Source organism: Micromonospora sp. NBRC 110037, from assembly GCF_001652995.1.
Classification (GTDB): domain Bacteria; phylum Actinomycetota; class Actinomycetes; order Mycobacteriales; family Micromonosporaceae; genus Micromonospora; species Micromonospora chalcea.
This window is the reverse complement of sequence record NZ_BBVA01000004.1, coordinates 146,608-166,904: the sequence shown is the minus strand read 5'-3', so window position 1 is coordinate 166,904 and position 20,297 is coordinate 146,608. Positions and strand designations below refer to the sequence as shown.

18 protein-coding genes and 1 tRNA gene are annotated in these 20,297 nt (G+C 71.0%); 5 read left to right on the top strand and 14 right to left on the bottom strand.

Annotation, left to right across the window (positions count from 1 at the left end):
• Window positions 1-12: 12 nt before the first annotated feature.
• Complete coding sequence (locus A4R25_RS13740; protein ID WP_064446961.1) at window positions 13-1,722, top strand: Na+/H+ antiporter; 1,710 nt, start codon at window positions 13-15, stop codon at window positions 1,720-1,722.
• A 27-nt stretch (window positions 1,723-1,749) separates the two neighbouring features.
• Here A4R25_RS13740 and A4R25_RS31810 read toward each other — a convergent pair whose 3' ends face one another.
• The 3 genes from A4R25_RS31810 to A4R25_RS13730 are packed head-to-tail and all read right to left on the bottom strand — an operon-like array spanning window position 1,750 to window position 4,712.
• A complete protein-coding gene (locus A4R25_RS31810; RefSeq protein ID WP_231915523.1) occupies window positions 1,750-2,046 on the bottom strand; it encodes a hypothetical protein in 297 nt (98 codons plus the stop codon).
• The gene (locus tag A4R25_RS13735; RefSeq protein WP_231915522.1) at window positions 2,031-4,403 is read right to left on the bottom strand and encodes a DUF4132 domain-containing protein; all 2,373 of its coding nucleotides are present in this window, start codon (window positions 4,401-4,403) and stop codon (window positions 2,031-2,033) included. The genes A4R25_RS31810 and A4R25_RS13735 overlap by 16 nt, the downstream gene beginning before the upstream one ends.
• A complete protein-coding gene (locus tag A4R25_RS13730) occupies window positions 4,404-4,712 on the bottom strand; it encodes a hypothetical protein (RefSeq protein ID WP_051611207.1) in 309 nt (102 codons plus the stop codon).
• A 112-nt stretch (window positions 4,713-4,824) separates the two neighbouring features.
• On the opposite strand from A4R25_RS13730, the gene A4R25_RS13725 reads away from it, so the two are divergent.
• Both A4R25_RS13725 and A4R25_RS13720 read left to right on the top strand, forming a co-directional pair.
• Window positions 4,825-6,309 carry a sigma-70 family RNA polymerase sigma factor gene (locus A4R25_RS13725; RefSeq protein ID WP_231915521.1) on the top strand — a complete coding sequence of 495 codons (1,485 nt, stop codon included), beginning with the start codon at window positions 4,825-4,827 and terminating at the stop codon, window positions 6,307-6,309.
• Between the two features lie 21 nt (window positions 6,310-6,330).
• Window positions 6,331-7,311, top strand: coding sequence for a DUF2804 domain-containing protein (locus A4R25_RS13720; RefSeq protein WP_064446959.1), 981 nt, complete (start codon window positions 6,331-6,333; stop codon window positions 7,309-7,311).
• On the opposite strand, the gene A4R25_RS13715 is transcribed toward A4R25_RS13720, so the two are convergent.
• The 7 genes from A4R25_RS13715 to amcA (A4R25_RS31475) form a co-directional block, all read right to left on the bottom strand.
• Entirely contained in the window at window positions 7,296-9,053 is a 1,758-nt protein-coding gene (locus tag A4R25_RS13715; RefSeq protein ID WP_064446958.1) for a glycoside hydrolase family 2 protein, read from the bottom strand. The two genes, A4R25_RS13720 and A4R25_RS13715, sit on opposite strands and share 16 nt — an antisense overlap.
• Window positions 9,050-10,378 carry an MFS transporter gene (locus tag A4R25_RS13710; RefSeq protein ID WP_064446957.1) on the bottom strand — a complete coding sequence of 443 codons (1,329 nt, stop codon included), beginning with the start codon at window positions 10,376-10,378 and terminating at the stop codon, window positions 9,050-9,052. The genes A4R25_RS13715 and A4R25_RS13710 overlap by 4 nt, the downstream gene beginning before the upstream one ends.
• A 138-nt stretch (window positions 10,379-10,516) precedes the next feature.
• Window positions 10,517-11,179, bottom strand: a complete 663-nt coding sequence (locus tag A4R25_RS13705; protein ID WP_064446956.1) for a pentapeptide repeat-containing protein — start codon at window positions 11,177-11,179, stop codon at window positions 10,517-10,519.
• 61 nt (window positions 11,180-11,240) lie between these two features.
• Window positions 11,241-11,423 (bottom strand): multiple cyclophane-containing RiPP AmcA, encoded by a 183-nt coding sequence (gene amcA / locus A4R25_RS13700; protein WP_064446955.1) that lies wholly within the window; start codon window positions 11,421-11,423, stop codon window positions 11,241-11,243.
• Window positions 11,420-12,556: a cyclophane-forming radical SAM peptide maturase AmcB gene (amcB, locus tag A4R25_RS13695; RefSeq protein ID WP_064446954.1), complete on the bottom strand. Its 1,137-nt coding sequence runs from the start codon at window positions 12,554-12,556 to the stop codon at window positions 11,420-11,422. The genes amcA (A4R25_RS13700) and amcB overlap by 4 nt, the downstream gene beginning before the upstream one ends.
• Window positions 12,553-12,900 (bottom strand): hypothetical protein, encoded by a 348-nt coding sequence (locus A4R25_RS13690; RefSeq protein ID WP_064446953.1) that lies wholly within the window; start codon window positions 12,898-12,900, stop codon window positions 12,553-12,555. Before A4R25_RS13690 ends, amcB begins: the two co-directional genes overlap by 4 nt.
• Window positions 12,897-13,061 (bottom strand): multiple cyclophane-containing RiPP AmcA, encoded by a 165-nt coding sequence (gene amcA / locus A4R25_RS31475; protein ID WP_176722748.1) that lies wholly within the window; start codon window positions 13,059-13,061, stop codon window positions 12,897-12,899. The genes A4R25_RS13690 and amcA (A4R25_RS31475) overlap by 4 nt, the downstream gene beginning before the upstream one ends.
• 370 nt (window positions 13,062-13,431) lie before the next feature.
• On the opposite strand from amcA (A4R25_RS31475), the gene A4R25_RS13685 reads away from it, so the two are divergent.
• A complete protein-coding gene (locus tag A4R25_RS13685) occupies window positions 13,432-14,658 on the top strand; it encodes a helix-turn-helix domain-containing protein (protein WP_197494904.1) in 1,227 nt (408 codons plus the stop codon).
• A 6-nt stretch (window positions 14,659-14,664) separates the two neighbouring features.
• Here the strand turns inward: A4R25_RS13685 and A4R25_RS13680 are convergent, their stop codons facing one another.
• Window positions 14,665-15,345 carry a YdcF family protein gene (locus A4R25_RS13680; RefSeq protein WP_181373748.1) on the bottom strand — a complete coding sequence of 227 codons (681 nt, stop codon included), beginning with the start codon at window positions 15,343-15,345 and terminating at the stop codon, window positions 14,665-14,667.
• 234 nt (window positions 15,346-15,579) lie between these two features.
• On the opposite strand from A4R25_RS13680, the gene A4R25_RS13675 reads away from it, so the two are divergent.
• Window positions 15,580-16,467, top strand: a complete 888-nt coding sequence (locus A4R25_RS13675; RefSeq protein ID WP_043330585.1) for a hypothetical protein — start codon at window positions 15,580-15,582, stop codon at window positions 16,465-16,467.
• Here the strand turns inward: A4R25_RS13675 and A4R25_RS13670 are convergent.
• The 3 genes from A4R25_RS13670 to A4R25_RS13660 all read right to left on the bottom strand — a co-directional run bounded on the left by A4R25_RS13670 (window position 16,460) and on the right by A4R25_RS13660 (window position 20,240).
• Window positions 16,460-16,885, bottom strand: coding sequence for a DUF4326 domain-containing protein (locus A4R25_RS13670; protein WP_084789521.1), 426 nt, complete (start codon window positions 16,883-16,885; stop codon window positions 16,460-16,462). The genes A4R25_RS13675 and A4R25_RS13670 overlap by 8 nt on opposite strands.
• Window positions 16,886-17,035: 150 nt before the next feature.
• Window positions 17,036-17,111: transfer RNA gene (locus A4R25_RS13665), tRNA-Lys, on the bottom strand.
• 63 nt (window positions 17,112-17,174) lie between these two features.
• Window positions 17,175-20,240: a VWD domain-containing protein gene (locus A4R25_RS13660; RefSeq protein ID WP_064446951.1), complete on the bottom strand. Its 3,066-nt coding sequence runs from the start codon at window positions 20,238-20,240 to the stop codon at window positions 17,175-17,177.
• Window positions 20,241-20,297: the final 57 nt, after the last annotated feature.

Here is a 20,297-nt window from a genome sequence, read left to right as displayed (position 1 = left end):
TCCCATCGCGCGATGATCTCGATCCCGGTAGTGTCGACCGGGGTGAGCACCCATTCGACACTGCTGTTCGTGCTCGCCGCCGTCGCGGTCGTCATCGCCGTACGGTGGGTGGCCTCCCGCACCGGCCTGCCCGCCGCCGCGCTCCTGCCGCTCATCGGCATCGCGTACGCGCTGCTCCCCGGCCCCAACATCGGCCTCGATCCCGACCTCGTGCTCATGGTCGTGCTGCCGCCGCTGCTCTACAGCGCCGCGCTCGACTCGTCCCTGCTGGACATCCGGCGCAACCTGCGGATCGTGGTCAGCCTCTCGGTGCTGCTGGTGCTCCTCACCGGACTGCTCGTCGGCGTCGGGTTCCACCTGTTCGTCGCCGGCGCGACCCTGGCCGCCGGCATCGCGGTCGGCGCCGCCGTCGCCCCGCCCGACCCGGTCGCCGCCCTGGCCGTGGGCCGCCGGGTCAACCTGCCGCCGAAGATGGTCACGATCATCCAGGGCGAAGGGCTGCTGAACGACGCCACCGCGCTGACCATGCTCAGCGTCGCGGTGGCCGCCGCCGTGGGCGGCGAGTTCTCGTTCCACGCAGCGGTCGGGCAGTTCGTGCTCGCGGCGGCCGGCGGAATCGCCGTAGGTGTCGTCGTCGCCCGGGCCAAACGGCTGGTCCGGCCGCTCACCGCGGACCCGCTGCTGTCCAACGCCATCTCGCTCGCGACACCGTTCGTGGCGTACCTGCTCGGCGAGGCGCTGCACGTCTCCGGCGTACTCGCAGTGGTGGTCGCCGGCCTGATCGTCGGCCACCAGACGCCGCAGTTCGGGTCCGGGGCGGCCCGCCTCCAGACCAACGCCGTGTGGCGGCTCGTCGACTTCCTGCTCGAAGGCTTCGTCTTCCTGCTCATCGGCCAGCAACTCCCCGCCGTCGTGCGGGGCCTACGCCAGTACGAGACGTCCACCATCGTCGTCGCCGTCGCCGTGTCCGTCGGCGTGGTCCTGCTCCTGCGCCCGGCCTGGCTGATCCTCACCCAGTGGCTCCCCCGGTCGCTGCACACCCGGCTGGGCGGCGTCGCCGAACAGGACGACACCGACCCGCCCGGCGCGGCGCGGCGGGCCGGGCGAGCCGACCGCAACGCCCGCGGACTGACCGCACGCGAGGTGGTGGCGCTGAGCTGGTCCGGCACCCGGGGCGTGATCAGTCTGGCCGCCATCTTCACGCTGCCGCTCACCACCAACAGCGGAGACCCGTTCCCCGACCGCGACCTGCTGCTGTTCTGCACCTTCGTGGTGGTCCTGGTGACGCTGGTCGGGCAGGGCCTGACGTTCGCGCCGCTCGTGCGGATGCTCGGCCTGCGCGCCGATGAGGCAGACCAGGCCCGGGTACGCAACGAGGCCCGCTCCGCCGCCGTCGAGGCCGCCCTGGCCCGCCTCGACACCGTCGCCGCCGAGGAGCCGGACACGCGGGTGGCGGTCGACACCACACGCGCCCAGTTGCTGACCCGGCTGGCCCGCTACCGGGGGCGGCTCGACCTGCTCCAGCAGAGCGGATCGTCGGAGCTGCCCACCTCACCCGAGTACGAGACGGCGCTGCGGGTCCACCGGACCGCGCTGGAGGCACAGCGCGAGGAGTTGCTGCGGTGGCGCGACTCCGGCCGGCTGCCGGACGAGGGACTGCGCGTGCTGGAACGCGAACTCGACCACGAGGAGCTGCTGCTGCCGAAGCGGGCGCCGAGCTGACTCCGGGCCCGGCGCCCGCCGGCCGCCTCACAGCTGGCGCAGGATCACCGGATCCTTGATCTTCTTGTCGGCGGCCAGCAGCAACGCCTTGCTGATGATCTCGCCGAGCCGGCTGTCACCCTCGAACGGCAGGAACAACTCCGGCTCCTTCGCCTTCGCCGAGTCAGGGATGACGCACAGGTACCGCTCGTCCGGGGCGATCAGGATGTTGCCCGAGCCGCAGTGGATGCGGTACGTGTGCAGGTCGCCGCGTACCTCCAGGAACCTGTCGGTGAGCGTGCAGCGACCGGCGATCGCCAGCCGGGGGATCAGCTCCGCCAGCACGTCCCGGCGCGTCCGGCCGGTCGGGTCAGCTCGCCGAAGCTGTTCTGCGCCCAGTAGTCGCGATACCGGCCCTCCGGCCCACCGTCGTACCAGTTCGGGTCGGCGCCCACCCCGGCCGCGGCCACGAACAGGTCGACGTCGCGCATCACCTCGCTCAGCACGACCGGCGGAACCTGCGCCAGCGGAACCGGCAGGCGCTCGCCCCGGATGAAGAACAGCTGGTCGGTTCCCATCGTGTCGAACACGAGGTCGTCGTCCCGGTGCTCGATCCCGGCGACACCCAGTTCGGCGCGCAGCCCCCAGTCCGGGAGGGCCAGCCAGGGCAGGTTGTAGGACGCCCCGTCATTGCGGTGCTGGACGTACGACCAGCCGCGCCGGGACAGCAGCGCGTTGAGCCGGTGCTGACGCACGATGTGCGCGGCGAACCGGTTGGAGTACACGCCAGTGGCTCGCTCCGCGTCGGTGAGCAGATACTGCTCCCGGTGCGCCTGCTTGAACGGCTGGGTGATCGCGTGCCGGGTCAGGAAGTCCCGCCACAGCCCCACCGCGTCGGGGTCGAGCACCGGATGCCACAACCGGACCGTCGCGTCGTCGGCCGGCTCGAACACGCTGTCGTCCACTGTGCGCAGCGCCTCACCGGCCCAGCAGCAGGCGACGCCGTCGACCGTCCAGACGAGCCGCCGGGCCAGCGTACGGGCCAGCGGATGGTCCAGGAGCCGTTCGCGCCACTGCTCGACGGTCCACGAACGGTCGCGCCGCAGCAGCCCTTCCAGCCGGTCGCGGGTGGCGACGAGCGTCGCGGCGACGTCGGCGACAGTCGCCTTCAGCTCCTTCACCTCCTCGCCGTGCTCCCTGCGCACCTGCGCCGGAGGCGTCCTGACCACCTTGCCGTCCGCGTTGCGCCACACCACTACGGCGTCGACACCGCGCACCTCCAGCTCGTACGAGCAGTCGCCCAGCTTGTCCGCGAGCGGCAGCCCGAAGCCGGGCAGGGCCATCTCCTCGACGTCCTCCCGGCTGACGCCGCGCGCCTCGGCGTGCCGGGTCAGCCCCTTCTCCACCAGGCGCAGCGTGCTCTTGTAGGTCAGCCGCGAGGAGAGCCGCGCCAGCTGGGCGAGCGCGGCCGGGTGGTCGGTGTCGACGAGCGCCGCGACCGCGGCGTTCGCCAGTTTCGGGCTCGCCGGGCCGTGGCCGGAGATCTTGCGGGCGGCCCGTTCCGCGATCTGGCCGAGGTTGCGCAGTGTCTGCTCGGACGGCGGGCACATCGTCCGCATCCAGATCAGTCCCCACAGCAGCCTGACGTTGTAGCGGTCGATCATCCGTGGTGGCATGTCCTTGATGTGGCCGGCGCAGCACGTGGTCATGCGCAGTGGCAGGCTGCGGGACTGCCCGACGAGCGGGAGCCAGTCGTCGAGCCGGGCGGTGAACTCGTCGACGCCCACCGCGTCGAGCAGCGACCGGGCCTGCTTGCGCCAGGCGGCCGTCGGCTTCGCCTTGTCCGCCTCGACCGGGCAGTGCGCCAGCAGCGCCTCCCACGCGGACCGGCGATCCGCCGGCATCGCCTCGATGTCCGCGACGGCGCGGTCGGCCCACTGCTCACCGACGTTGGGGATCGGCCACATCCGGTCGGCCTCGTCGCTGATGTAGCTCAGCGAGCGCTCGATCCCGGTCCGGCGCCAGGTCGCCAGCGCCGCCGGGTTCACCCGCCCGGCCGCGGCCTCCGCCTGGATGGCCTCCCAGGTGAACCGCTCGAGATGGGAGCTCCAGTAGTTGAATCCCAGCCAGGCCTGAGTGCTCAGCCGGCCGAGCCAGGCCGAGCCGTCGAGGCCGCCGCCGGAACACACGGCACGGATCAGCGTGGCCCACCCGTCCTTGCCCGAGCCCGGCACGGCCAACGCGTCGAACACCACCTGCCGTACCGGCGCCGGTTGTGCGGCCAGGAGTTCCTTCGTGCGGCGCCACGCCTCACCCCGGGCCCGGTCCCGCGGGTCCTCGTGCGCGTACGGCAGCGACGGCAGGCGGTCGATCAGTGTCGACGCAGCGGTGACACGGCGGTCGTGATCCGCGTCGTCACCGGCCAGGTCGGCCACGGCGGCGGCGACCGTCTGCGCCTGCCGGGTCGCCTCCGGTAGCAGCTCGACCAGCGGCGGAGCGAGATCGTACGGCCCGTGCGGATCGTTCAGTGCCGCGAGCAGCGACGGAACCGTCCCGGCCGGCGCCCAGCCGCACACGGTCACCACCAGGCTGATGGATTCCCGCTGAGTGGGCTCGTTGAGGGTCTGGCCGCTCCGCTCGCACCACCTCTTGACGGTGGCGACCACATCGCGCAGGGCCGACTCGGGGTCGTACGTGTCCACTCAGCCACCCACCAGCGGGACGAGCTTGAGGAAGGTGACGCGCGATCCCGCGTGCAGGCGGACCTTCTCGTCCAGGTCGGTGACCTGGTGGTCGTCCACGAGCACCACGAAGGCGTTACGGCCGAACGCGTCGAGTGTCATCCGCGTCCGCTCCTCGGGATCGGCGTCCGCGCCGGACTCGGCGATCTCGAGGGAAACCCGACGGCGGATCAACTCGGCGAGGGGCAGCGTCTCCTCGAAGACCTCAATGGTCCACGCGGGCCCGCCCGGAGCTCCGACCACCTCGTCGGTGACTGTGATCAATGGCATGGCGGAGAAGGTAACGCTTCCCTCCGACACCTCAGCATTTTGTGTGACCTGACCGCGTACCGGACAGTCTCCACGGTGTACGAGATCATTCCGTGAAGGCGAGGTTGTGAGCGTGTCCTATCCCGCGTACCCGAACAGGGCCGACATGTCGGCGGTGGTGGACGCGGCTCGCCGCGGCGACCGGGCGGCGACGGACGAGGTGGTCTCGCACTGTCTGCCGCTGGTCTACAACATCGTGGGCCGGGCGCTGAACCGGTCGGCCGACGTCGACGACGTGGTGCAGAACACGATGCTGAGCGTCGTACGCGGCCTGCCGGGCGTCCGCGAGCCGCGGCTGTTCCGGTCGTGGCTGGTCGCCGTCACTATGAACGAGATCCGCACCCACACGCAGCGCCGGCCGACCACACCGGCGCCGCCGGAGGACATCGACAACGTGATCGACCCGCGCGCGGACTTCGAGGACCTGACCCTGACTCAGCTCCGCCTCGCCGACCAGCGCCGCGAGGTCGTGCTGGCCACGCGCTGGCTGGACGACGACCACCGCCATCTGCTGTCCCTGTGGTGGCTGGTCGAGGCCGGTCACCTCACCCGCGCCGACCTGGTCGACGCCCTGCGCCTGGAGCCACATCACGTGACCGTGCGGGTGTCCCGGATGAAGGCGCAACTGGACACCGCCCGGCTGGTGGTGCGAGCCCTCACCGCGCGGCCCGGCTGCGCCGGCCTGCGCGACACCGCGTCGGGCTGGAACGGTCAGCCGGCGCCGCTGTGGCGCAAGCGGTTCGCGCGGCATCTCCGGGACTGCGCGCACTGCCCGGACGCGACGAGCGACCTGGTGCCCGCGGAACGGCTGCTCGCCGGCCTGGCGCTCACGCCGCCCCCGGCCGCACTCGCCTCGGACGTCACGCAGAAGCTGCACGCCGTCGCCTCCGTGTCGCCCGTCGCCCCGGCCGGTACGCACGCCGTGGCGGCCGGAGCGAGGTCCGGGCTCTCGTTGTCCAAGACCCTGGTCGGCGTCGCCGCGGCCGTTGCCGTGCTCGGCGGGGGTGGTCTGATCCTTGCCAACTACCCGAGCGGATCGAAGCAGCAGCCGACGAGCGTGGCGGCCTCGCAGCCCGCGACCGCGACCACCGCTCCCGCGCTCACACCCTCCCCGACCGCCGCCTCCCCGACCGCCGCCCTCCCGAGCCCCACCCCGAGCCGGGCGGCGAAGCCCAGCAAGTCGCCAAAGCCGACCCCGTCGCCGGTCAAGTCCACCGCCACGTCGAACGGCTTGTCAGCAGCGGAACGGCGGCTGCTGGTGCTGCTCAACGAGCGGCGTCGCGCGCTCGGGCTGACCGAGGTCAAGCTGGGCGCGGCGCAACACCGGGAGGCGGAGTCCTGCGTACGGCGGAACCTGAACGCGAGCGGGTTGCAGCACTGCGGGCACGAGGTGCTGTTCGCGTCGTCGGGCAACTCCTCGCCGGAGCAGATGATCGAGGCGTGGTTCAACAGTCCGGGCCACAAGACGGCGCTGACGTACGCCAGCTCCCGCTTCGCCGGACCGGCGATCGTGTTCAACGGCAGTCGCCAGGTCGCCGCCATCAACATCGACTACTGAGGCGGTCGCTACGCTCCCCCGATGACGCACGAGAAGGAGATCGTCGAGCCGGTCGACCTGTGCCTTCCGGACGGGCGGCTCAACCCCGCCGCGGTCGGCTGGACCCGCCGGCCGCTGCACCGGGCGAACCTGCGCGGCTGGGGTAGAGCCAAGCGCTGGGAGTACTGGGGGATAGTGACGCCGACCCACATCGTCGGCCTCGTCGCGTCGTCGCTGGACTACGCCGGGGTGCACGGCGTCTACGTGCTCGACCGCGCCACGAAGGTCGAGACCGGCACGGACGTCGTGGTCCCGTTCGCCCGTGGCGTCGTCATGCCGCCGGTTAGCGGCGCGGGCGCCGTGTGCGCACGCGGAGGCGGCCTGTCGATCGACATCGATCAGACCATCGAGGGCAGCACGATCCGTGCCACCGCACCAGGCATCCAGATCGACCTCGTGGTGCCGCTCCCGCCCGGCCACGAGTCGCTCGGCGTCGTGGTCCCGTGGAGCACGCGCCGGTTCCAGTACACGGTCAAGGACGTCGGGCGCCCGGTGCACGGCTCGCTACGGGTCGACGGTACGGCGCACGTCGTGGCCGAGGACGACTCGTTCGCCGTGCTCGACCACGGCCGGGGCAAGTGGCCGTACGCGATCACGTGGAACTGGGCGGCGGGCAGCGGATCGGACGTGTCGATCCAGCTCGGCGGCAAGTGGACCGACGGCACCGGCTCGACCGAGAACGCACTGTTCGTCGGCGGCCGGCTGCACAAGCTCGGCGCCGAACTGCACTGGAGCTACGACCGCCGCGACTGGCTGCGGCCGTGGCGGATCAGCGGTGATCGCGTCGAGGTGGAGTTCCACCCGTTCCACGAGAAGGTCTCCCGCACCAACCTCGGCGTCGTAGCCAGCGAGACCCACCAGTGCTTCGGGCACTTCTCCGGCTGGGCCCAGGCGGACGACGGCGAACGGGTGGCTCTGGACGGCCTGGTCGGCTGGGCGGAGGAAGCTCAGAACCGCTGGTGACGCAGCCGCTCGTTGACCTGCCGGACCACGTCCTCGGGAAGCTTGACCACGCGCCGGTCGTACGTGAGCAGACCGTTCAGCTCGTCCTCCACGTCGGACAGCTGGGTGTAGACGGTCGCGCTCAGACCGGCCCGGATCGCGGGCACGATCTGCTCGGTGTGCAGCCGCGTGAACGCCTCCGCCAGGTCCTCGGCGCTCCGGTACCGCCGGTAACCGAAATCCTTGCGGCTGAAGGCGTGCCCGTCGACGCGCAGGTTGTAGCCGCCGTACTCGGACAGCACCAGCGCCCGGCGGTCGCCGCGTCGCCGCGGCACCCGGAAGCGGCGGAAGTAGACGTGCAGGCTGCGCAGGTCGCCGCCGCCCTGGTCGTGCCAGCCGCTGGCGTGGTCGACAGTACGGGTGCTGTCGAGTTCGGCGACCTCGCGGGCGATCCGGGCCGCGTCGAACTGCCCCCAGCCCTCGTTGAAGGGCACCCACACGGCGAGGCTCACCACGTTGCGCAGGTGCTCGACGGTGTCGCGCAGCTCGGCCCGGAACCGGTCCCGTCCACCGGCGTCGGCACGGCCGAACCAGCGCCGCCACCGGCCCCGGTCGGGCAGCCGCAGCGGCGTCACCGCCGGCGCGGTGACGACCAGCGGGTGGTAACTGCTGCCGCCGTTGACCATGTCCTGCCAGACCAGCATCCCCAGCCGGTCGCAGTGGTGATACCAGCGCAGCGGCTCGATCTTGATGTGCTTGCGCAGCATGGTGAACCCGAGCCGCTTCATGGTGGCGATGTCGGCGATCATCGCCTCGTCGGAGGGCGCCGTGTACATGCCGTCCGACCAGTAGCCCTGATCGAGGATGCCGGCGTGGAAGTACGGCCGCCCGTTGAGCAGCAGCCGGGGCACGCCGTCCCCGTCCGGTCCGACACCGAACGAACGCATGCCGAAGTAGCTGCGTACCCGGTCCGCGCCCAACTCGGCGGTCACGTCGTAGAGGAACGGATCCTCGGGGCTCCACTGCCGTACCTCGGGGATCGGGATGCGAACGGCCACGCCGACGGGTGCGGTGGCCTCGGCCACCGCGACCCCGTCGGCCAGGATCCGGATGCCGGCGTCGCCGGCATCCGCCGTCGCGTGCACCGTCACCTCGACGCACCGCTCGTCGAGGAGCGGGGTCAGGGTGAGGTGCCGCAGGTGTACGGCGGGCACGCTCTCGGCCCACACCGTCTGCCAGATCCCGGACTGGGCGGTGTACCAGATGCCGCCGCGGCGCAACCGCTGCTTGCCCCGGGAGTGGTGGCCGGTGTCGCTGTCGTCCTGGACCGCCACGACCAGGACGTTGGCGTCCTCGCGGAGCGCGTCGGTGATGTCGCAGGTGAACGGCAGATACCCGCCGGTATGGCCGCCGACAGCAACGCCGTTCAGGTAGACCTGGCAGGTCTGGTCGACCGCGCCGAAGTGCAGCAGCAGGCGCGAGCCGGCCGCGTGGAAGCCCACCGGGAGGGTCAGCGGTCGGCGGTACCAGAGCGTCTCGCCCGGCTGGAGCTGCCGCCCGACGCCGGAGAGCGTGGACTCCGGGGAGAACGGCACGAGGATTTCGCCGTCGTAGCGTTCCGGCTCGGTGGACGAACCGGTGATCGCGTACTCCCACCGGCCGTTGAGGTTGAGATAGCTGTCCCGGGCGAACTGCGGGCGGGGGTACTCGGGCAGGACCCGCTCCGGGTCAAGCGTGGAGCCCCACGGGGTCAGCAGCGTCATGCCCGGGCCTCCCGCTCCCGCCGCCGCAGCGCCACGGCCGGCACCGCGATGAGGACCAGCACTGCGAGCGCCATGGGGAAGATGCCCGGCGTCGGAACCTGCTTCACCACGCCGAGATCCTCGTAGACCTCGCCGGCGCCGGTGATCACGGCGGCGCCGAGGTACGGGCCGACGAGCATCGGAACGAGGATGGCGAAGACCATCCGCAGCCCCTGGACATGGCCGGCCCGATCCGGTGGCGAGTAGTCGCGCACGATGGCGCCGATCGGGGCGAGGACGAGCATGAAGCCCGACATCATCACGATCCCGGCGGCGATCACGGGGACCATGCCGCGGGCGAAGAACATCAGCGCCAGGCCGGCGCCGTACACCACTACTGCCGGCAGGAGGAAGCGCACCTTGCCGACGCGGTCGATGAGCCGCCCGCCGACCACGCTGACCGCCGACGCCGTGACGAGGACGACGGCCAGGACGATCGCGTACCCCTCGATCCGCAGGTACCGCTGCAGGTAGATGATCAGATACGGCAGGAACACCTGCGTGGAGATCCCCCAGATCGACCAGGCCGCCAGGGCGAGGTAGAGCCCCGGGTTGGCCCGGACGGCGGCCGGGCGCAAACCGTGGACGACGGCGCGCAGGTAGCCGCCCTCGTGCCGGACGAGTGACGGGCTGTCCTCGACCAGGAACCAGGCCAGCAGACCGGCCACGGCCATGATCGCGCCGATGACCACGAAGAACAGCCGCCAGTTCCCGGCGCGGGCCAGCCCGTCGAACCCGCCGAAGATCACCAGCATCGAGACCAGCGGCATGATGGCGAGCACCGACTCGACCCGGCCACGGTTGGCCGGCTCGGTCACGTCGGTGACCCACGCCTGGAACGCCGCGTCGTTTGCGCCCGAGCCGAGGAAGGACATCAGGCAGTCGAGGGTGATGACCGCGATCGCCGTGACCAGCACGACGTTCGCGACGGGCGCGATGTCCTCCACGAAACCCACTGTCAGGAAGCCGAAGGCGGCGGTGGAGACGCCCCACAGCAGGTAGCCGCCCGCGATGAACGACCGGCGCCGCCCGGTCCGGTCGGAGAGGGCACCGAGCAGCAGGGTGGCGACAGTGGCGGTCACGGCGCTGGCGGCGACCATCGTGGCGATCGCGTTGGGATCGTCGGTGATCGTGTCGTACACGAACAGGTTCAGGTAGATGTTCTCGATGGTCCAGGCCATCTGCCCGACGAGCCCGAGCACGATCAGCGCGGTCCAGGTGCGGGGGCGCAGGCCGGCTGGACCGGCCGAGGTAGCCGGGGTGAGCACGCTCGGGGTGGCGGACACGACGGCCTCCTTCGACGGGTCAGAATATGATCCGTCCCGTCCGGCCGTCGATGGGTCCGGGGTCGGCCAGGCATCTGCGTCCGAGCGGGCACGACGAAATGACCCCGGTACGGAGTCGCCGGACCATGGCCTTCGTCATCAGTCTTTGCGGACGGCGAGGTTGAGGGCAGCGACGGTCAGCCGGGTGAGGTCAGGAAGCTGGTCCTCGCCGAGGGTGACGCCACGCAGGTTGTCCAGCGCCGTCTTCAGCCCGTGAAGGCGACTGCCCCGCAGATCGGCACCGTCGAGGTGGCAGGAGTCCAGTTCCAGGCCGGCGAGGTCACACGACCGCAGCACCAGGCGAGGTAGTCGGCAGGACGACCACGCGCCGTTCGTGAGAGTGCAGTCGGTGAAGGCGACCGAGCCGGCGGCGGCGACGCGCTGGAGGGTGGCGTAGTCAAAGCGGCAGCCGTCGAACAGGACGTCCTTGAGGCGTACGTCGGTGAGTCTGGTGCCGGTGAACCGGGAGCCGGTGATCGCGCAGCGTTCGATGGTGATGCCGGTCAGGGTCGCTCCGGAGAAGTCGGTGCGGGTGATCTCGCAGCCGTAGAGGCTGCCGGCTTCCCAGGTGCTCTCGCTCAGGTCCACACCGGTGATCAGGCTGCTGCGGATACTGGCGTCCTCAAGGTGCGAGCCGCGCCACGCCGAGCCCTCGACGAGGGCCTCGGTGAGGCCGTTCACCAGGTCCGTCGTGGTGTCGAGGTCGTCCGGTTCGAGGTCCGGCAGCAGGAGCTTCACGTCGCCGATCGTGGTGGTGCGCATGTGTCCTCAACCTGTGTGGGCGCGGGGTGGGCACGTCACCCCGCGCGCCCCGTGGCGGGGGCTACTTCTTCTTGTTCCAGTTGTCCCAGCCGGGTCGACTGTCGAACTTACCCTTGTTGGCCCAGGTGGGGCGGTTGTCGAACTTCGCCGCGTCGATCGCCGCGACCGACCGCTGCGGGTCGACGCCGAGGCGGGCGAGTTGCTCGGGTGCGGCGTGAACGAGGACCGCGAGAGCGTTGGTCATGGTGCTCCTCCTTGAGGGGTGAGGTAGTCCGCGGCGGCGCGGACGAGGGCCTGTCGGGTGGTTCGGCAATAGGTGGTCTCGCGGGCGGTGAACGTGGCGTGCTCGAAGTAGCGGTTGCCGGCCTGGGCGCCCCGGCAGAAGTCGTAGAAGGCGCAGTGGTCGGCGCAGTCGTTGAGGGCCGTGACGAACTCGGCGACGTAGTCCAGTTCGCCGGCGCCGGCAAGCATGGCGGTGATCGGCTGTTGGAGGACGTTGCCGGCAATGAAATCGCCGTATCGCGGCTCGGTGATGCCGAGCAGCTCCGGTGACAGCAGCACCACTTGCCCATCCCAGGAGACGGTCGGGATCGGCTCGTACGGGGCGTGGTCGACGTGGCCGGAACGGGTGGCGGCGAGATAGTCGGCCAGCCGGTCCACGTCGCGGATCCGCAGCGGGCTGCCGCCGACGCGACGTGCGATGAGGCGCTGCCAGAACCGGTACGCGTCATCCTCCGGGACCGGTGCGCGGTCAGCGCCCTCCTGCTCTTCGATGTTGAAGCCCACCGACTCGCAACCAGGCAGGCCGGTGAAGAAGTCGACGAGGGCTCCCGCGTGGTCGATGGTTTCCGGGGTGACCACACAGATCACCGAGTACCTCAGCCCCATGTCGGCCAGCATGTGCATGCCGCGCAGGGTGCGAGCGTCCGTCGGGTTGCCGGCCCGATCGAGGCGGTTACGGTTCAACGCGCCCGGTCCGTCGATGCTGACCCCGACCTCGAACCCGTAAGCGGTGAACAGCTCGCACCACTGGCGGTTGATCAGCGTCGCATTCGTCTGGATCTCGTGACGCACCATCCCCGCACGCCGCAGCTCCTCGAACGGGGCCAACAGGTCCCGGAACAGCCCGGTGGGTGTGGCGGTGGGTTCACCCCCGTGCCACACGACGCTCACCGGATGACTGCTGTTCTGCTGGGCTATCGACTCGGCGCAGGCCTGCGCGACCACGCCGCTCATCAGGCGCAGGGATCTCCGGTCGGGCAGGTAGCAGTAGGTGCAGTCGAGGTTGCAGAAGCTCGTCGGCTGCACGACCAGGGTGTGGAAGCTGCCGGAGACCGCCGGTTGGCCGGTGGCGTTGATGAGGCCGAGGCCGTTCACGAGGTGGCCTCCTCGTCGATGCTGGCCGTGGTGGTGCTGACCCGATAGGCGGGAGCGTGGCGGGCCGGCCAGCCGAGGAACCGGTCGAACATGTCGGCGGCGCTGCCCGTGACGCTCGGGTTGAGCCGGTGCAGGTCGTCGATCGCGTCGTGCAGGCAGCCGGCCAGGTAGAGGAACAGGCTCACCGGCACTTCTCGGTACTCGGCCAGGAGCGCGAGCTTCGCTGCGCCGCAGGGCCACGGCTGCCCGCATCGGCGGCACAGCCACAGCGGGCGCATCGGCAGATGTTCCACCTCGGCGGGTACGAGCCGGTTCACCGCGGGACGACGCTGCGGCCCGGTCACGGGCGACCGCCCTCGCGGGCCTGCTGCTCGAACAGCCGACGCCACACGAAGGTGAGCAGCGGCGGATCAGCGGGCCACACCTGCCCCGGCGAGGCCGTCCACCTGGGCTCGGGGCGCCGCGCCTGGCTGGCCATGGCGTTACGCGAGACGTAGACCGTCATGTCGCCACCCCCGTCAGTGACGATGAGCGGCGGGCTCGCCGGGGGAAGGGCGAGCCCGCCGCCGCACCACGGCGGCTGGGAGCAGACCGCCGATCACCCACCCGCGCAGCCCTCATGGCGGTACGCAGGCGGGGACAGCGTCGAGACAGTTCGCTCCCGGAGGGGCCGAGCCAGCGGCCCAAGCCGTGGTGTGGTGCGCCGCTCATCGATCCCTCCATCTGCAGCTCCCTGTCAGTCATCCCTGACATCGGCATCGACACGCGCCGGTGATCTGGGGTGAACTGAACGTAGGGGCGGCCGGTACGGAGGACCGGGAAAATCCGTACCGGGTCCGGCGGCCTTCAGCGGGCAGGGTGATGGTGTGCGAGGGATGACGGACGACATGACGATCGGCCAGCGCGTCGCCTTCTACCGGCGTCGACGCGGGCTCTCCCAAGAGGTACTGGCCGGTCTGGTCGGCAAGACCCAGGAGTGGTTACGCAAGGTCGAGACGAACCGGGCCGACCTGGACCGGCTGTCGGTCATCCGCGCGATCGCCAAGGCCCTCGACGTGTCCCTCGGCGACCTCATCGGTGCGCCGAGCCTGTTCGAGTGGTCGGATGACTCCGGGCGCGAGACGATCCCGGCCTTGCGGGCCGCGCTCCACGACTACCGTCACCTCGCGCCGGCGCTTGCCAGCACGGTGGACGTCGAGGCACCCGCCCTGCGCGAGATCGAGAACGACGTCGCCGAGATCTGGACCGCCTACCAGCACTCGCGGTACGGCACCCTCGCCCGCCGACTGCCCTACCTCATCCACGACTGCCTCACCGCCACCGAGGCGTACGACGGCGACGACGGCCAGCGCGCGCATGCGATGACCGCCTACGCGCACCAGCTCGCCGCGTTGTTCCTTACCAAGCTCGGCGAGGGCGACCTCGCGTGGACCGCTGCCAGCCGAGGGCTGGCCGCCGCCAACGTTAGCCAGGATCACGTCGTCATCGGCTCACTCAGCCGCTCCGCCGCACACTCGCTGGCATCCATCGGGGAGTACGCCCAAGCCCTGGGCCTCGCCGCCACGGCGGCGCGGTTCCTGGAACCCCGGCTCGCCAAGCCGACTCCGCAGCTGCTGTCGGTCTACGGCAGCCTGCACCTCGTCTGCGCGCTGGCCGCCGCCCGAGACGACGATCGCGCCTCGGCCGACACCCACATCACCGAGGCCGACGCCGCCACGAGACGGCTCGGCGCCGACGGCAACCACGTGTGGACCGCGTTCGGCCCGACCAACGTGTCGATCCACAAAACGACCGTGGCGATGGAACTCGGCGACGTGCAACGCGCCATCGCCATCGGCGCCCCACTCGACACCAGCACCGTGCCCGTCGAGCGACAGGTTCGGCACGCCATCGAAACCGCCCGAGCCCTTGCCCGGTGGAACCGCATCGACGACGCGCTCGCCGCGCTCCTGGACGCCGAGGTCATCGGCCCCGACCAGGTGCGCTACCACTCGCTCTCCCGCGACCTTGTCCGGGACATCCTCACCCGCCCCCGGCCACCTCGACTGGCCGTCGAACTCAGCGACCGGATGGGCGTCCGGTCGGGAGGACCGCGCTGGTAGCTGGGCTCAGATCAGCCGGCTCGTGTAGCCAGCCGCTACCAGGCGCTCGAAGGCCTCCCGTACCTCGTCCGGCATCTCCTGGGGGATCGCGAACCCGCGCTCGGCGTACACCTCGATCCGCTGCGTGTCGCCGACCAGCATGTCCACCACCCGCCGCGGGTCGCCGATGCTGCGCACGTAGTCGTCCAGGTCAAGCGGGTTCGACGCGCACACCACATCGACCTCGGGCCACATCAGCCTGCAGGTGGCGTAGGCCCGACGCTGCTGGTACGGCCGAGACATGATCAGCACCGACTTCACCGGGATCCGGTGTTCGGTCAGGAGCCGACGCGAGTACTCCAGGTTCTGCGCGGTGTTCGTGGCACGTGGCTCCACGAGAATCGCTTCCCCGGGTACACCCTGCTCGATGGCGTACTCGCGGTAGTGCACTGCTTCTCCACGCGGAAAACGCTCGACGGTCGTCGGGGCGTTCGCGCCCGTGAACACGATCCTTGGGAACAGTCCCTCGTGAAACAAGCGCGTCGCGATGACAGCCACGCCGAGGTCATGACTCCCCAACCCGATTCCCACGTCGCACGGGCGCAACTCGTGACGCATGTCGTGGTAGCGCCACAGCGTCTCCACGTCCGCTCGGATCGCGTCACGGATCGCCTCGGAAGGTGCCGCCGCATGCCGGTTCATCAGCACCTACCAGTCCGGTCCGCGCTGGGTTCCCTCATGCCGCCAGCGTAGGGGTAGCAGGGCAGCGGCGACGAAGCGCCACACACTGAGAAAATGGTTACCGAAAGTGACGGATTCACGCGAGCCCTCCGCGCCAGCGTTCAGCTGATCAGCCACCCCTCGCCCCGGCCGCCTAGCGCCAGCCCTCCAGATATGAGACTGTCTATGTAACTGAATGTGCCTGTGCAGCTGCATTTAGCGATGTGGGTGGTTCCGTTGGAACAGCTTCCATTGTGGGGACCGAGCACCGACGAAGAGCCGAGACCGAAACCAGTCCTGGCACGACCAACGAAACTCCGCCTTCTGATCACAGTGAAAGCGGCACCCAACCCCTCCGCGCAGTACGGGGAGACTGTCTGCGTCGGGGCACTCGGCATAGACCCACCCTGGACGGGCTGGATTCGCCTCTACCCAATCCACTACCGGCACCTCGATGACGACGGCAAGTTCCACAAGTACGACATCATCCACGTCGAGGCACTCCCAGCCAGGCAGGACCAGCGGCGCGAGAGCTGGAAGCCGATCGTGGACACCATCACCACCGAACGGCATATCGCCAATCGGCAGTCGCGTCGGAACCTTCTCGATCCACTCGTCGAAGACTCCATGTGCCGACTCAACAGACAGGCCCGCGACGACCCGAGCGCACGATCGATCGCTCTCATTCGCGCGGCCGACATCTCGGCGCTTAAGGTCAAGCGACACCCCGGCTGGTCGGCGGAGGATCGCAGGAAGATCACTGGCTACCTCAACCAGCTCGACCTACTGGAACCGGCCAAGCGCAGCCCGCTTCAAGCACCGCGCTTCACCGGCGCCTACCGCTACCGCTGCGCGGACCGTCATTGCCGCGGTCACCAGCAGACACTCTGGGACTGGGAGTTCGTCGCCCTACAGCGTCGCCTGAGCAAGCTCACCGACGCGGAGGCCGAGGAGCAGCTGAGAGACAAGTTCCTCACCCAGCTCTGCGCCGCCGACCGCGACGTCGCCTTCTACGTAGGCAACCAAGCGGCACGACCGCAGTCCTTCAGCATCGGCGGCGTCTACGCACCAAGACGGCCCACCGCCCGGTACCGGCTGCACGTCAACTAATGAGGTCGGCCAGCACGTCGGCATGGCACGCATCCTCGACCCGACACCAGCACGCCAACTGCTTCCCCGCGAGTTCCCGACGCGCCCGCTCAACAAGGGCCGGCTGCCCCACAAGCCACTGCCGATAGAGGCGTAACGCCTCCGCCCGATCATGCTTCCGCAGGCTAAACGGATTGGCCCAAGGAGAACGCCGCAACCCGAACCCCTGCCGCCCCACGTACACGGCACCCGGTGGTACCACCGGGTGATAGAGATCCCCCTGCACACGAACCCGAGGCTGTCCCCCCACGCCGCCAGCGTAATCGGCGACGACCGGCCCCGCGTGGATGCTCGAAGGAAGCGCGTCGACGCCCGGACTGGCGAATGCCCCAATGACCACGAAGGCCCGATGCAGGCTGGCCACCTCAGAGATGACCATGAGGGCAGTCGTCCACGGAACAACCACATGTCCCAGCAACCCCGGCCCGGTCCAACGGCTCCCGAGCACCCACCGAGCGACCACCCACCACCCACGTACACGAAAAAGGCCCCGAACCGGTGTGAACCACCAGTTCAGAGCCTTGATCGTTGGTGCGCCGCCAGGGACTCGAACCCCGAACCCGCGGATTAAGAGTCCGCTGCTCTGCCAGTTGAGCTAGCGGCGCTCGCTGACAACGGGACGAGACGTTAGCACGCCCGCCCAGCACCCCCGAAATCCAGGGTCGGCCTCACCGCACCGCCAGCGTGACCTGCCCGGTCGCGGCCCCCGACGGGTCCACCATCAGGGTGTACGCCCCGGAGGCCGGCAACACGGTCGGCCCGAGTTCACCGGCCCCGTTGATCACGCAGCCGCTGCCGACGGTGCTGCCGTCGGGCGCGCGCAGCGCCAGCACGCCGCACTGGTCCGGCAGGTCGGAGGCGGTCGCGCTCACCGTCACCGACGTGCCGGCGACGGCGGTGAACCGGTAGCCGATGACCGCGCCGGGCCGTTCCACGACGGCGACGACAGGTGGCCCGCCGGGCGTGATCGCCGCCTCGCGGTCCCGGCTGGTGACCAGCCGCAGCGTGGTCGTGCCGGTGCCGCGTTCGGTCGGGTCGACCACCACCGTGTACGTCCCGTCGGCGGGCAGCACCGTGCCGTCGACCTCGCCGGTCCCGTTGATCACGCAGCCGCTGCGCAGCAGCCGCCCCTCGGCGTCCCGCAGTTCCAGCGGCGAGCACTGGTCGGTGAGCGTGCTCGTCGGCACCTCCACGTAGACGCGCTCACCGGCGCGCCCGGTGAACCGGTAACGGGCCCGCGCGCCGGGCTGCTCGACGGTGGCGGTGACCGCCGGGCCGTTCGGCTGCAGCGTCCCGTCGCTGTCCTGGGCCGCGTACACCCGCACGGCGGCTCGGCCGGTGTCGCCGGGCGCAGCGACGACCCGCAGCGCGTACGTGCCGGTGGCGGTGAGGTCGACGCGGTCGACGTACCCGTTGCCCTTGATGTTGCAGCCGCTGGCGATCTCCCGGCCGCCCGGCTCGGTGAGCACGTACGGCGAGCAGCGGTCGCCGATCCCGGGCGCGGTGGCGTCGACGAAGACGGCGTCCCCGGCTCGCGCGGTGAACGTCAGCGGCGCGCCGCCGGGGGTGAGCGTGGCGGCGGCGACGGGTACGGCGGTGATCGGGGTGGCCGCCGGTGGGGTGACCCGTTCGGTGCTCGCGCCGGCGACGGCGAACTCGGGGCGCCCGCTGACCGCGACGTCGAAGACGCACTCGGCGAGCTGGGCGGGCGCGGTGACGCCGGCCCAGCGGCACACCTGTTCGGCCGCCGCGCGCCGGGCCGGGTCGAGGTCGGCGACGGTGACCTCTCGTTCCGGGAACGCGCGGTCGGTGAACGTGCCGGTGTTCTGCCCGTCGTCGTAGTGCAGCAGCGAGCGGTCCGCGGCGATCCGCCAGCTGTCCGCGTACGCGGGATAGAGCTTGCCGAAAGGCACCGGCTGGGCCAACGGCGCCCCGGAGGCGGGCGCGATGTCGTCGGCCGGGTCGCCGTCGAAGTCGCCGAGCAGTCCGCGTACCTTTCCGGCCCGGGTCTCGGCCAGCCGCACCAGGATCCGGTAGCCGTACCGGCCGATCTGGTCCACCGCCGCCGCGGACCCGTCCGGCCACGTCACGTCGTACCCGTCGGTGGGGCCGGTGTCCGACGGGCGGCGGGTGAGCGTGCCGCCGCCGGCCAGGTCGGTGCGGTCCGGTGGTACGGCGAGCGGCGCGCCGTCGACGTGTACCCGCGTGCCGCCGTCGGTGAGGGTCAGCGCGACGCGGTGCGCGCCGACCCGGAACGCGACAGCCGAGTTGACCGAGGCGGTCCGCGTGCCCGCCATCGGGGCCTGCCGGACCTGCACCTCCAGCGGGTCGCCACCGGTGGAGGCGACCAGCGTGAACTCGCCGACTGCCTGGAAGTCGTAGGCGACCCGGTCGAACGTGACCAGGTGCGGGTCGCCGTTGCTGCCGCCGCAGTCGGCGCCGTCCTCGCAGAGCTTCACCGGCCCCTTCGGCGGCGGCGTCTTCTTGGCCGGCTTCTTGCACTCGTCGAGGCTCTTCGGCAGCGTCTTCCCGTCGTACTCGGTGCGCGGCGGCAACCCCTTCGCCGCCCGGTAGCGGTTCTCCGCGAGCGTCGCCTTCACCTCGGCGGTAGGGATGCCGGTGCCGCCGCACGCGCCCTGCGGGACCGCGTTCCGAGAGATGTCGTCAGCGTGGTTCAGCTCGTGGTAGAGCGCGGCGCAGGGGTCACGGGCCACCCCGTCGCCGTACGGGTCGGTGGAGGTCGGGTTCCACGTGACGGTCGAGGAGCCCTTGCCGTCGGCGCTGTCCGGCGTCTCGAACGCGCCGGAGCCACCAGTGGTCGGGATGATCCGCACCCGGGGGCTCTTCTTGTCGCGCAGCCTCGGCAGCAGGCCGGACGGGTCGCCGCCGGGTAGCGCGAACCCGGCCAGGCAGCCGTCGACGGCCGCCTGGAAGTCGACGCCGCTGACCGGCACCCCGGCCGTCGGGTCGACGCCGTAGTCGGCGCGCGCCGGCCGGGCGCCACCACCGACGTACGCGCCGACCACGACCAGCAGCAGCGCCACGGCGGCGGCGGTCGGCCGGCGTCGTCGGCGTACCAGCAGCAGCACGACCAGCGCGACGACGAGCAGCGCGAGGACTCCCCCACCGACGAGCCAGAGCCAGCGTCGGCCGGGACCGCCGTCGTCGGACACGGTGAACGTGCTGGTCCGCAGCACCGTCGCGCCCGCGCACAGGTCCGCCGCGCCGGCCACCGGCAGCGTCACGTAGCCCGCTGTCACCTCGTACCGGCCGGGTGCGCCGACCGGCCAGAGCGTGTCCAGCCCGCCGCCGTCCGGCGTGGCGGCCACCGAGCGGAGGACCACCTCGCCGTCGCGCAGCCGTACCCCGGTCGAGGTCACTGTGGCGGTCGCGCCCGGCTCCACCGTGGTCAGTCCGGCGGTGGCGGCGGCGCCGATCCCGTCGTCGTGGAAGCTGCGGGCGAGCGTCGGCGTGACGTCGCGCCCGTCCCGGCGTACCCCGGTGATCTGCACGGTGCCGACGGCGCTGGTGGCGAGCGCGCAGGCCGCGCCGGTGGCGTTCGTGACGGTGAGGTCGAGGCGGACCTGGTCCCCGGCGCGGTAGTCGGTCTGACCGGGCCGCAGCGCCAGGCCGAGGCCGCCGTCGGCGGGCGCCGCGGCGGCGCTCGCCGCCCCGGTCGCCAGAGCGGTCACGAGTACGCCGAGCGCCGCAGCCAGCCGCAGGGTCCACCTCATGGTGCGGACTGTAGAAGCGGGTGGGCCGGTTTCCGCGCGGTCTGTCGGGGACCGGTC